The organism is Rhodococcus sp. 11-3, from assembly GCF_023704055.1.
Taxonomy (GTDB): domain Bacteria; phylum Actinomycetota; class Actinomycetes; order Mycobacteriales; family Mycobacteriaceae; genus Rhodococcus; species Rhodococcus aetherivorans.
In genome coordinates this window covers 3,673,050-3,684,719 of record NZ_CP080406.1, presented here as the reverse complement: position 1 = coordinate 3,684,719, position 11,670 = coordinate 3,673,050, and the positions used below count along the sequence as shown (strand labels likewise).

The window sequence follows — 11,670 nt, the reverse complement described above, 5'->3', positions numbered from 1 at the left end:
CGCCGCGGGGTGCAGGCCCGCCTGGGCCCCGCGCTACGGGCGTCGCCGCACCGGATGTCGTCCGATGGTGCTGGGTCCGGCCCGGTTCGGCAAGGGCGAAAATGACCGAACCGCAGGGGGTTCTGCTGTGCAGGTTGCAGGGAGGGTGACGACCGCGTTTCGGGTCGGCCGGGTCTGTGAACAACGCGAAAAATCCGCGCCGCCGCCTCGGTGTCGGCCCGGCGTGACAGACTCGCAGGGTGAGGTTGTACCGGGATCACGCGGTGGTGCTGCGCCAGCACAAGCTGGGCGAGGCCGACCGCATCGTCACGCTGCTCACCCGTCGCCACGGCCTCGTGCGGGCCGTCGCGAAAGGGGTGCGGCGCACCCGCTCGAAGTTCGGGGCGCGGCTCGAGCCGTTCGCGCACATCGACGTGCAGTTGCATCCGGGCCGCAGCCTCGACATCATCACCCAGGTCCAGACCGTCGATGCGTTCGGCGCCGACCTCGTCGACGACTACGGCCGCTACACCACCGCGTGCGCCGTGCTCGAGACCGCCGAACGGCTCGCCGGTGAGGAGCGCGCCCCCGCCCCGCAGCTGCACCGCCTCACCGTCGGTGCGCTCCGTGCCCTGTCCGACCAGGTCCGGCCGCCGGAACTGATCCTCGACGCCTACCTGCTGCGGGCCATGGCCTACGCCGGCTGGGCGCCGGCGATCAGCCGCTGCGCTCGCTGCGACGAGCCCGGCCCGCATCGCGCGTTCCACGTCGCGGCCGGGGGAGCGGTATGCGTGCGGTGCCGGCCGCCGGGCGCCGCGACCCCCGGCGCGGGTGTGCTGGATCTGATGGACGCGCTCTTCCACGGTCGCTGGCAGGGCACCGACACGGTGTCCGAGGCGACCCGCGGGCAGGCCAGCGGCCTGATCGCCGCCCACCTGCAGTGGCATCTGGAGCGGCAGTTGCGGACCCTGCCGCTGATCGAACGCGGCCGTCCCCATGCGGTGGCTGTGGGCGGGGAGACGGTCGGGCAGGATGGGGAGCGTGATTCGACGCCGCACCCCGCAAGCATCGCGTGACCGCGAGATCCGGCCACCCGACCCGCACCCGTCCGGCGCCCGCCCGCCGGGTCTGCAGCCCGAACTGATCCCGCGGCACGTCGCCCTGGTCATGGACGGCAACGGCCGCTGGGCCCAGGAACGCGGTCTGCCTCGCACCGCCGGCCACGAACGCGGCGAGGCGGTGCTGATGGACACCGTGTGCGGGTGCATCGAGATGGGCGTCAAGTGGCTCTCGGCGTACGCGTTCTCCACCGAGAACTGGAAGCGCAGCCCGGACGAGGTGCGCTTTCTCATGGGCTTCAACCGGGACGTGATCCGCCGCCGCCGCGACGAGATGCACGAGATGGGGGTACGCGTGCGCTGGGCCGGACGCCGGCCGAAGCTGTGGCGCAGCGTCATCAAGGAACTCGAGATCGCCGAGGAACTGACCCGCGACAACGACGTGATGACCCTCACCATGTGCGTGAACTACGGAGGCCGCGCCGAGATCGCCGATGCCGCAAGGGAGATCGCGCGTCGCGTGGCCACGGGTGAGCTCGACCCGGAACGCGTCACCGAGGCCACGGTTGCGCGGTACCTCGACGAGCCCGACATGCCGGACGTGGACCTGTTCCTGCGGCCGTCCGGGGAACAACGCACCTCGAACTTCCTGCTCTGGCAGTCGGCCTACGCCGAGATGGTGTTCCAGGACAAGATGTTTCCCGACTTCGACCGTCGGGACCTGTGGGCCGCCTGCGTGGAGTACGCCTCGCGCGACCGCCGCTTCGGGGGCGTGAAGTGACGGGCCCCGGAACGGGACCGGAGGAGCGGAGGCCGGCCCCCGGCGGGGTGGACCCGAGCGGCCTCGGCCTGCGCGACCGGGTCGCGGCCGCGCTGGCGGAGTTCGTCGCCATGCACGAGCCCAGGACGAACGGCGACGATGCGCTGGGATTCGACTATGCGGGCGTGCCGTGCGCCGTGCGGGTGGTGACCCTCACCGAGGGTCTCGACGTGGTGTCGCTGACCGGCGTCCTCGCGTGGGACCTGCCGCTCGACGACGCGTTGCGCACGCGGGTCGCCGGGGCGGCCGACGCGCTGCAGTTCGGGTCGATACACCTCGTCGAGCGGGACGCCGAGGCGGACGTGGTGCTGCGGTACTCATTCCCCGGCACCGGCCTTCGGGACTCGCCCCTGACCACGATGCTGCTGCTCGTGCTCGGCGGCGCCGGCGACGCGCGCTCGGCCGTCACGGGCACGGGCGGATCCGAGTGAGCGAACTCGACTGGGACTCCCCGATCGCCACCGGGAACGACGACGCACTGCGTGCCGCCGTGCTGCGTGTCTTCTCGGCGGTCCTCGCCGAGGAGATCGAACCCGACACGGACGGCGACGTGCCGATCTGGGTCGACGATGTGCTCACCTACGCCGTCGTCGATTCGCGGGCCGGGGTGGTGGAGCTGACGACGTACCTGGTGGAGCGGATCGCCGGTCGTACCCGCGCGGCCGAGGTCCTCGTCGACCTGCAGGCGCGATGGCCGGACGCGCGGCTCGAGTTGCACCAGGACCGGGTGACGGCGGTGCAGCGCGTCCCGGCGCGCCCGCTGGTGCCGGTGCACCTGGCGCGCGCGGTCGCGGTGGTCGCGGCGCTGGTGCCGCATGTGCCCGAACTGGCGGCGCGGCTCGGCGGGCGGGCGTGCGTGTTCGACGAGCCGGGCGACGAGACTGCCGGCGAGGTGGTCGACCTGCTGGGCGGGTGCGGCTGCGACGGCTGCGGGTGCCGCTGACCGTCGTCGGTCAGCGCGACGTCGCCGGCGCGGCGTCCGCGCAGTCGCGGCAGGTGCCGAAGATCTCGACGGTGTGGCTCACGTCGACGAAACCGTTGTCCTCGGCCACCTCGTGCGACCAGCGCTCGACCGCCGGCCCGTCCACCTCCACCGTGTAACCGCACGCCCGGCACACGAGGTGGTGATGGTGACCGGACGAGCAGCGCCGGTAGACGGACTCGCCGCTGTCGGTGCGCAGCACGTCGACGGTGCCGGCTTCGGCGAGGGACTGCAGCGTGCGGTAGACGGTGGTCAGGCCGATGCCCTCGCCGCGCTTGCGCAGTTCGTCGTGCAGGTCCTGGGCGGAGCGGAACTCCTCGATCTCGTCGAGCAGCGCGGAGATGGCGCTGCGCTGCTTGGTGGAGCGGACTCCGACTACGGGTTTGTGGGCGGGCGACACGACTACGGTCAACCTTCCTCGACGTGGGCGACGGCGTCGACGACGATGTGGGCGAGATGGTCGTCGACCAGACGGTAGAGCACCTCGCGGCCGGCGCGTTCGCCGCGGACCACGCCCGCGGCCTTGAGGATGCGCAGGTGCTGGCTGATCAGCGGCTGGGTGACGCCGAGCGCGCCGACCAGTTCGTGTACACAGCGTTCGGATTCGCGCAGTTGCAGCACGATGGCGATGCGCACCGGTGCGGCCAGCGCGCGCAGGAGCTCGCCGGCGGCGGCGAGGGTTTCCCGCGACGGGGCGGGTACGGGGGACGGCGTCACCGATCCCGGGCGGCAGTCGTCGTGCGGACGGTCCGGGGCCGCGGCGTCGCCGCCGTGGCCGGTGTCGGCAACGCTCAACGGATCTCCTTCGTGGACTGGCGGCCGCGTTATTGCAAACCGATTCCATTTTGATATGCATGAATGTGCATGTCAACCGGCGTGCAGTTCGACCGCCCCGCGCGGAGCGATAGGCTTACGGGTCGACGCACGCTGCGAAACCCCGCATCGAAGATGGAGTGAATCCGAGTGGCACCGAAATCCAAGATCGATACCGTCGCCAACCTGGCCAAGCGCCGGGGCCTGGTCTACCCCTGCGGTGAGATCTACGGCGGTACGAGGTCGGCCTGGGACTACGGGCCGCTCGGCGTGGAGCTCAAGGAGAACATCAAGAAGCAGTGGTGGCGCAACATGGTCACCAGCCGCGAGGACGTCGTCGGTCTGGACTCGTCGGTCATCCTGCCGCGTCAGGTGTGGGTGGCGTCGGGCCATGTCGGGGTGTTCAACGATCCGCTCGTCGAGTGCCTGAGCTGTCACAAGCGCCACCGCCAGGATCACCTGCAGGAGGCGTACGCCGAGAAGAACAAGCTCGACGATCCCGACTCGGTTCCCATGTCGGAGATCTCCTGCCCGGACTGCGGCACCAAGGGCCAGTGGACCGAGCCCCGTGACTTCAACATGATGCTCAAGACCTACCTCGGCCCGATCGAGAGCGAGGAGGGGCTGCACTACCTGCGCCCCGAGACCGCACAGGGCATCTTCGTGAACTTCGCGAACGTGCTCACCACGTCGCGCAAGAAGCCGCCGTTCGGAATCGGCCAGATCGGCAAGAGCTTCCGCAACGAGATCACCCCGGGCAACTTCATCTTCCGGACCCGCGAGTTCGAGCAGATGGAGATGGAGTTCTTCGTCAAGCCGGGCGAGGACGAGCAGTGGCACCAGTACTGGATCGACTACCGGATGGACTGGTACACCGGGCTCGGCATCAACAAGGACAACCTGCGCCTGTACGAGCACCCGCAGGACAAGCTGTCGCACTACTCGAAGCGCACCGTCGACATCGAGTACCGCTTCCACTTCCAGGGCAGCGAGTGGGGTGAGCTCGAGGGTGTCGCCAACCGCACCGACTTCGACCTGTCGACGCACGCGCAGCACTCGGGCGCCGACCTGAGCTTCTTCGACCAGACCACCAACGAGCGGTACACCCCGTACGTCATCGAGCCGGCAGCGGGCCTGACGCGGTCGCTCATGGCGTTCCTCGTCGACGCCTACAGCGAGGACGAGGCGCCCAACGCCAAGGGTGGTGTCGACAAGCGCACCGTGCTGCGCCTCGACCGCCGGCTCGCCCCGGTCAAGGCGGCGGTGCTGCCGCTCTCGCGCAACGCGGACCTGAGCCCCAAGGCGAAGGACCTCGCCGCGCAGCTGCGCCAGCACTGGAACATCGAGTTCGACGACGCCGGCGCCATCGGCCGCCGCTACCGTCGCCAGGACGAGATCGGCACCCCGTTCTGCATCACGGTCGACTTCGACACCCTCGAGGACCAGGCCGTCACCGTCCGCGAGCGCGACACCATGGCGCAGGAGCGCGTCGGCCTCGACCAGGTCGAGGGCTACCTCGCCCAGCGGCTGATCGGCGCCTGACCACAGAGCCTCCGTGAGAGGGTCGGCCGCCTCGCGCGACCGGCCCTCTCACGCTGCGCGGCCGGGACTAGAACCGGCCCCCGCTCGACCCCCCGAAGCCGCCGCCTCCGCCGAAGCCCCCGCCCCCGAAGCCGCCGCCCCCGAAGCCGCCCCCACGGCCACCGGTCAGGATGCTGTTGATGAGGATTCCGCCGAGCACCGCACCCGCGATATTGCCGCCGGAGGCGCCGCCGCGGGGCGGACGCTGCTGACGCTCCCAGCGCTGCACGTCGTTCTGCGCTGCGCGCAGCGCGTTCGCCGCGAGGGTCGCGGCCGCCTGAGCGTGCTGCAGCGCCTGCCCCGGTTCCTGCGCGGCGAGCCGCTGCGCGGCGTCCAGGTGGCGCTGCGCCTCGGACAGCCGGGTGCGGGCCTCGGCGCCGATCACACCGCGCCGCGTCCCGATGAAGTCCGCCGCGGCGGTGACCTGCGATCGAGCCGCCCCCAGATCCTGTTCGAGGCGCCGGCGGGTGCGCTGCGCCTCCTCCTGCGCCTGACGGGTCCGATCGCGCAGCGCGTCGAGTCGTGCGTCCGCTTCCACGACCCGGGTGAAACTGCCCAGCGGGTCGGTGTTCATGTCCGCCCGGGCGTGGTCGAGGGCCGCCTGCGCGGCCTTGCGGGCCTCGGCGAGTTCCGCACCACCCGCGGCGGCGAGCTGTTCGGCGTCGGCGATGCCCTGTGCGGCGTCGGCCATCGCGGCCGGCAACGTCGCGATCGCCCGCCGGATGTCGTCGGCGGCGTGGTCGACTGCGTCGAGCATCGTGGCAGCGTGCCCGAGAGCACCCTCCGCTTCGCGGATGGCTCGCACGGCGTCGCCCTGCTCGCCGACGGGACGTGCCACCGCGGTGCGGCCCTGATCGACGGACTTCTCGGCGAACTCGATCTCGTCCTGCGCCAGCGTCACGTTGTCCGTGATCGGGGCGAGCGCGCCGGCCGGGAACTCCGTTCGCAGTTCGGTCAGCGTCGCCTCGGCCTGGGGCAACCGCGCGCGCAACGCGATCGCGCGCTGTGTGAGCGCGTCGAGGCGGGCGGGTGCGTCGAGCAGGAGGTCGCGCATCCGGTCGAACGCCTCGACCTGCGCGTCGAGTTCCCGGTCGGCCTGGCCGCACGACGAGATCAACTGCACGAGCATGTCGCGCTGCTGCTGGGGCGTCTCGGGGATGGCGTCGTCGAGCCGCTGCCGGATCTCGAACGCGGACGCCAGAGCCGACTGCGCCTGTCGATAGGCGCGGTCGAACGGCTGGACCGCGGCATCGCCGAACTCTCCGCGCGCCAGCTCGAGCGCCTCGGCGCTCGAGCGAACGGCGTTATCCGTCTCGACCAGGATCTTCTGGGCGTACAGCTCGAGGCCCTCGAGCGGCAGCTCGCGCAGCGCGTCGGTGTCGGTCGGGTCGGTGGCCGCCGCCGCCTGGGCGCCCGCCTCGGCCCGCTTGCGCTTCGCGCGCCGGGAGTACAGGTACACCCCCCCGGCCCCGGCCGCGATCACTCCGCCGCCGACGAGCAGCGTGGTGCCGGAGCCGGAACCCGACGCCGACAACGCCGCGTCGAGACCCTCGGCCGCCGCCACCGCGGCCCCGGCCCAGTCCTGGCTGCGCAACTGCGGCACGATCCGGTCCGCGCTGATGGCGTCCCGTTCGGACGCGGTGACCCCGGACAGGGCGTTCGGCGTCCACAGCGCGTACTCGCGGTCCTGCGTGGCCACGGCGAGCAGGGCCGTGTCCGTCCCGAAGTTGCTGGCCTGCGCAGTCCGCTCGGTCCAGTCGTCGGACGACAGTCCGGAGAACGTCGGCACGTACGCCACCCACAACTGCACCCCGTGCTCGGCGTAGAGCGCGTCTGCTGCCTGCTGGATCTGCGCCGTCGCCGCCGGATCCAGTACTCCGGCGGTGTCGGTGATCGGCTGGGGAAGCCGGAAGGGCGGCTCGGCCGTCGCCGAACCGGGCAGCACCAGCCAGGCCAGGGCCGCGAGCAGGATCGGCACCGACATCGACAGCGAGCGGCGGAGCGGGCGGGCCGGAAGCGGCCGGACGGCGACCGAATACGGTGACATGCGTCGAATCTATCGGCTCGCATGCGCTGTCGCCCGTGGCGCGTCGCCGGGTGGGCGCGCTCGGAACACTGGCAGAATCGGGGAGTGAGTACCGCAGCCCGCCCACGCCCGGCCCCGTCCCTGCCCGAACCCCCGCGCGGGTTCGGTGCGGGCGTCGCGCGCTGGACGCGCCGGCTGGTGCTCGGGGTGCTGCTCGCGGCGATCGCCGTCCTCGCCGGAACCGCGGTCCGCGTGTGGCAGGTGGCGCGCATCGACGACTGGAGCCGGGCCGACGCCATCGTGGTCCTCGGCGCCGCCCAGTACTCCGGCACCCCGTCGTCGGTGTTCCAGGCCCGGCTCGACCAGGCCCTCACCCTGTACGAGAACGGGGTGGCCGAGCGGATCGTCACCGTCGGCGGCAAGCAGGAGGGCGACCTGTTCACCGAGGCGGCGTCCGGCAAGAACTACCTGATCGCGCAGGGAGTGCCGGAGTCGGCGATCACCGCCGTCGAAGAGGGGTCGGACACGTTGCTCAGCGTCGAGGCGGTCAGCCGGGAGATGGCCGGGCAGGGACTGCACTCCGCGGTGCTGGTGAGCGATCCGTGGCATTCGCTGCGCACTCGCACCATGGCCCGCGACGCCGGTCTCGACGCGTGGACCGCGCCGACCCGCACCGGCCCCGCCGTGTACACCCGGGAGTCGCAGCTGCACGGGATCGCCCGCGAGACGGGCGCGCTGATCTGGTACCAGCTCACCCACGACTCGGCGGACTTCCCCTACACGGCCGCGCAGTGAAGGAGGACGTGATGCCGGGCTACAGCGAACACGAACTCGAGCGGCGCGTCGCCGAGGTCCCGAAGGTGTCGGCGCTCGCCGGTGCCGAGCCGGCGACCGCGAGCCGTACGCCGTTCGCGCGGGACCGTGCCCGCGTCCAGCACAGCGCTGCGCTGCGACGGCTCGCCGACAAGACCCAGGTGGTCGGCCCCCGCGACGGTGACACTCCGCGCACCCGGCTCACCCACTCGATCGAGGTCGCCCAGATCGGCCGCAGCATCGCCGAGGGCCTCGGCTGCGACCCCGACCTGGTGGACCTCGCCGGCCTCGCGCACGACATCGGACACCCGCCGTACGGCCACAACGGGGAACGCGCCCTCGACGAGGTGGCCGCGAGCTGCGGCGGGTTCGAGGGCAACGCGCAGAATCTGCGGATCCTCACGTGCCTCGAGCCGAAGATCCTCCACCCCGACGGCACGAGCGCCGGTCTGAACCTCACGCGCGCGACACTCGACGCGACGCTGAAGTACCCGTGGACCCGCCCGGCGCCCGGCGCGAAGTTCGGTGCCTACGACGACGACGCCGAGGTCCTCGCCTGGGTGCGCGACGGCGCGCCCGACCGGCGCAAGTGCCTCGAGGCCCAGATCATGGACTGGTCCGACGACGTCGCCTACTCCGTCCACGACGTCGAGGACGGCGTCATCGACGGACGGATCGACCTGCGTGTGCTCACCGACCCGGCGTCGGTGAACACGCTCGTCGATCTCGGCATGCGCGAGTTCTCCGGCCTGGACCCGAACGAGCTGGTGGAGGCGGCGAAGCGACTGTCGCAGATGCCGGTGGTCCAGGCCGTGGACACCTACGACGGCAGCCTCGCGTGCTCGGTGGCACTCAAGCGCCTCACGAGCGAGCTCGTCGGCCGATTCGCGACGGCAGCGATCATCGGCACCCGTGCCGTCACCGGCGACCGGCCCGTCACCCGCTACGACGCCGACCTCGTCGTTCCGCCCGTCGTCGCGTCCGAGGTGGCGCTGCTCAAGACCATGGCCCTGCAGTTCGTGATGTCCGACGCCGCCCACCGGCAGCGTCAGGAACGGCAACGTGAACGGATCCACCGCGTCGCCGAATGGCTGATGCGCACGGCGCCGGTCGGCCTCGACCCGTTCTTCGTGCCGCTGTGGGACGCCGCCGTCGACGACGCCGCCCGCATGCGGGTGATCGTCGACCAGATCGCCTCGTGCACCGAGGCCCGGCTCGAACGGATCGACCGCGACAGCCTCGCCGCTCAGGCGAGTTGGGGGTAGCGCCTAGACTCGTCGTCGTGGCCGGGCGTATTTCAGACAGAGACATCGCGGCCGTCCGCGACCGCGTCCGGATCGAGGACATCGTCGGCGAGTACGTCGCCCTCAGGCGCGGCGGCGCCGACTCGATGAAGGGGCTGTGTCCCTTCCACGACGAGAAGTCCCCGTCCTTCCACGTCCGCCCCAACCACGGTCACTTCCACTGCTTCGGCTGCGGCGAGGGCGGCGACGTGTACTCGTTCCTGCAGAAGATCGAGCACATCAGCTTCGTCGAGGCCGTCGAGCAGCTCGCCGACCGGGTCGGCTACACCCTCAACTACGAGGGCGGCGGTCCGTCGGTGCAGCGCGACCGGGGCACCCGCGCCCGGCTCGTCGCCGCCAACGCGGCCGCGCAGGAGTTCTACGCCGAGCAGCTGCGTACGCCCGGCGCGCAGGCGGCGCGGGACTACCTGACCGAGCGCAGCTTCGACGAGTCCGCGGCCGAGGTGTTCGGGTGCGGTTACGCCCCCGACGGCTGGGATGCCCTCACCAAGCACCTGCTCACCCGTGGCTTCGAGTTCGCCGAGCTCGAGGCCGCCGGGCTGTCCAAACAGGGGCGCCGCGGACCCATCGACCGGTTCCACCGGCGGCTGCTGTGGCCGATCCGCAATCTCGCCGGCGACGTCATCGGTTTCGGTGCCCGTCGGCTGTTCGACGACGACACGCTCACGGCGAAGTACGTCAACACCCCGGAAACGTTGCTCTACAAGAAGTCTCAGGTGCTGTTCGGCCTGGACCTGGCCAAGCGGGAGATCGCCAAGGCGCACCAGGCCGTGATCGTCGAGGGCTACACCGACGTCATGGCGATGCACCTGTCGGGCGTGAAAACCGCTGTGGCCGCGTGCGGTACCGCATTCGGCGACGAGCACCTGGCGATGCTGCGGCGCCTGCTCATGGACGACAGCTACTTCCGCGGTGAGATCATCTACACCTTCGACGGCGACGCAGCGGGCCGGGCCGCGGCGATGAAGGCGTTCGAGGGCGACCAGAAGACCACGGCCAAGACGTTCGTCGCGATCGCGCCCCAGGGCATGGATCCGTGCGAGCTGCGGCAGAAGTCCGGCGATGGGGCGGTGCGCGACCTCGTCGCCCGGCGCACCCCGATGTTCGAGTTCGTCGTCAAGTCGATCCTCACCGAACACAACCTCGACACCGCCGAGGGGCGGGTGGAGGCGCTGCGCCGCACGGTTCCCGTGGTGGCCCGGATCAAGGAACGCACGCTGCGCGACAGCTACGCGGTGCAGCTGTCGCACTGGGTGGGCTGGGACGACATTCCGGCCGTGCGCCGGCGCGTGCAGGACGAGTCCCGGCGCGTCGCCCGCGGCGGCGACGAGAAGCCGCGCACCGCCGCGCCGCAACAGCGGGCGGAGACGGCCGCGGCGGGCACGGTCCTGCGCCGGCCCCGCCCCAACGATCCGGCGCTGTGGCCGCAGCGCGACGCCCTCAAGGCGGCGCTGCAGTACCCCGGCATCGCCGGCACCGTGTTCGATTCGCTGCCCGCCGAGACGTTCACCGACCCGGCCTACGCGGCGGTGCGCGAGGCTGTGGCCGCGGTCGGCGGGACGAGCGCGGGACTCGGCGGCGCGGAATGGGTGGACGCCGTCGGGCGCGCCGCCACCGACCCGATGGTGCACTCGCTGGTCATGGAACTCGCGGTGGACCCGCTGCCCGCGGAGGAGGACCGGATGCCCCGCTACATCGGCGGGGTCCTCGCCCGGCTGCAGGAGGTCTGGGTGGGGGAGCAGGTCGCCGAACTCAAGTCCAAACTGCAGCGCATCTCCCCGGCCACCGAATCCGACGAGTTCCACTCGTTGCTCGGGGACCTCGTCGCGCTCGAGCAGTACCGGCGCAGCCTGCTCGACCAGGCCATCGGCGACACCAGCGGCGACGGCCTGGCCGGCTGAACTCACGCCACCCGCGTCACCGCCGCAACTGGTCGCGGGGGACGAGGATCGTGGTCTGCTCGTCGAGCGGCTTCATCGGCTCGAGCTTCGGCTCCGGGCTGAGCGAGTCGGCCAGCTTCTGCCGGCTCACCTCGATCGCCTTCTTCGTCACCGGACTACCCGCGACCGCCTTCGCCGTCCTGCTGAGCTGTTCGTACCGGGCGCGGCCCGCCCGTGTCCCCAGGACGTAGCCCGCGGCAACCCCCACCAACAGTCCGATCAACGTCGTCTCCATTCAGCCGTGTCAACGTCCCACCCATCCTGCCCGATCCTCGCCCTCGGGCTCACAGGCAGGCGATTTGGTGCCGCGTCGGGTGGGGCGCTACAGTTCTTCACGCACCGCGGGAAACGGCG

At 71.4% G+C, this 11,670-nt stretch carries 12 protein-coding genes; 8 read left to right on the top strand and 4 right to left on the bottom strand.

Features of this window, described 5'->3' with window-relative positions:
• Positions 1 to 239: 239 nt before the first annotated feature.
• Genes recO through KZJ41_RS17180 form a run of 4 tightly spaced genes read left to right on the top strand, consistent with a single transcriptional unit; the run spans position 240 to position 2,800 of the window.
• Complete coding sequence (recO, locus tag KZJ41_RS17195) at positions 240 to 1,055, top strand: DNA repair protein RecO (protein WP_080688608.1); 816 nt, start codon at positions 240 to 242, stop codon at positions 1,053 to 1,055.
• The gene (locus tag KZJ41_RS17190; RefSeq protein WP_037200968.1) at positions 1,012 to 1,818 is read left to right on the top strand and encodes an isoprenyl transferase; all 807 of its coding nucleotides are present in this window, start codon (positions 1,012 to 1,014) and stop codon (positions 1,816 to 1,818) included. Before recO ends, KZJ41_RS17190 begins: the two co-directional genes overlap by 44 nt.
• Positions 1,815 to 2,288: a hypothetical protein gene (locus tag KZJ41_RS17185; protein ID WP_185712809.1), complete on the top strand. Its 474-nt coding sequence runs from the start codon at positions 1,815 to 1,817 to the stop codon at positions 2,286 to 2,288. The genes KZJ41_RS17190 and KZJ41_RS17185 overlap by 4 nt, the downstream gene beginning before the upstream one ends.
• Complete coding sequence (locus KZJ41_RS17180; RefSeq protein WP_185712808.1) at positions 2,285 to 2,800, top strand: hypothetical protein; 516 nt, start codon at positions 2,285 to 2,287, stop codon at positions 2,798 to 2,800. The genes KZJ41_RS17185 and KZJ41_RS17180 overlap by 4 nt, the downstream gene beginning before the upstream one ends.
• Positions 2,801 to 2,810: 10 nt before the next feature.
• Here KZJ41_RS17180 and KZJ41_RS17175 read toward each other — a convergent pair whose 3' ends face one another.
• Both KZJ41_RS17175 and KZJ41_RS17170 read right to left on the bottom strand, forming a co-directional pair.
• Positions 2,811 to 3,239: a Fur family transcriptional regulator gene (locus KZJ41_RS17175; protein WP_006943911.1), complete on the bottom strand. Its 429-nt coding sequence runs from the start codon at positions 3,237 to 3,239 to the stop codon at positions 2,811 to 2,813.
• Between the two features lie 8 nt (positions 3,240 to 3,247).
• On the bottom strand, positions 3,248 to 3,556 hold the full coding sequence (locus tag KZJ41_RS17170; protein WP_239010599.1) for a metalloregulator ArsR/SmtB family transcription factor: 309 nt from the start codon (positions 3,554 to 3,556) through the stop codon (positions 3,248 to 3,250).
• A gap of 246 nt (positions 3,557 to 3,802) precedes the next feature.
• On the opposite strand from KZJ41_RS17170, the gene KZJ41_RS17165 reads away from it, so the two are divergent.
• Positions 3,803 to 5,194 carry a glycine--tRNA ligase gene (locus tag KZJ41_RS17165; protein ID WP_006943913.1) on the top strand — a complete coding sequence of 464 codons (1,392 nt, stop codon included), beginning with the start codon at positions 3,803 to 3,805 and terminating at the stop codon, positions 5,192 to 5,194.
• A 67-nt stretch (positions 5,195 to 5,261) separates the two neighbouring features.
• Here the strand turns inward: KZJ41_RS17165 and KZJ41_RS17160 are convergent, their stop codons facing one another.
• Positions 5,262 to 7,280, bottom strand: a complete 2,019-nt coding sequence (locus tag KZJ41_RS17160; RefSeq protein WP_168579764.1) for a TPM domain-containing protein — start codon at positions 7,278 to 7,280, stop codon at positions 5,262 to 5,264.
• A gap of 84 nt (positions 7,281 to 7,364) precedes the next feature.
• Between KZJ41_RS17160 and KZJ41_RS17155 the strand changes: the two genes are divergently transcribed.
• From KZJ41_RS17155 to dnaG, 3 genes are read left to right on the top strand one after another with little or no spacing between them, the layout of a single operon-like run.
• Positions 7,365 to 8,054 (top strand): YdcF family protein, encoded by a 690-nt coding sequence (locus KZJ41_RS17155; protein WP_373566438.1) that lies wholly within the window; start codon positions 7,365 to 7,367, stop codon positions 8,052 to 8,054.
• Positions 8,055 to 8,065: 11 nt separating this feature from the next.
• Positions 8,066 to 9,337 carry a deoxyguanosinetriphosphate triphosphohydrolase gene (locus KZJ41_RS17150; RefSeq protein ID WP_006947621.1) on the top strand — a complete coding sequence of 424 codons (1,272 nt, stop codon included), beginning with the start codon at positions 8,066 to 8,068 and terminating at the stop codon, positions 9,335 to 9,337.
• A gap of 17 nt (positions 9,338 to 9,354) precedes the next feature.
• Positions 9,355 to 11,277, top strand: a complete 1,923-nt coding sequence (gene dnaG, locus KZJ41_RS17145) for a DNA primase (RefSeq protein WP_006947623.1) — start codon at positions 9,355 to 9,357, stop codon at positions 11,275 to 11,277.
• A gap of 16 nt (positions 11,278 to 11,293) precedes the next feature.
• On the opposite strand, the gene KZJ41_RS17140 is transcribed toward dnaG, so the two are convergent.
• Entirely contained in the window at positions 11,294 to 11,539 is a 246-nt protein-coding gene (locus KZJ41_RS17140; RefSeq protein WP_010594277.1) for a hypothetical protein, read from the bottom strand.
• Positions 11,540 to 11,670 lie beyond the last annotated feature (131 nt).

Bases quoted from the DNA above. Each gene is read 5' to 3' on its own strand.
- KZJ41_RS17190 (WP_037200968.1), top strand. From the start codon at position 1,012: ATGGGGAGCGTGATTCGACGCCGCACCCCGCAAGCATCGCGTGACCGC.
- KZJ41_RS17160 (WP_168579764.1), bottom strand. From the start codon at position 7,280: ATGTCACCGTATTCGGTCGCCGTCCGGCCGCTTCCGGCCCGCCCGCTC.
- KZJ41_RS17150 (WP_006947621.1), top strand. From the start codon at position 8,066: ATGCCGGGCTACAGCGAACACGAACTCGAGCGGCGCGTCGCCGAGGTC.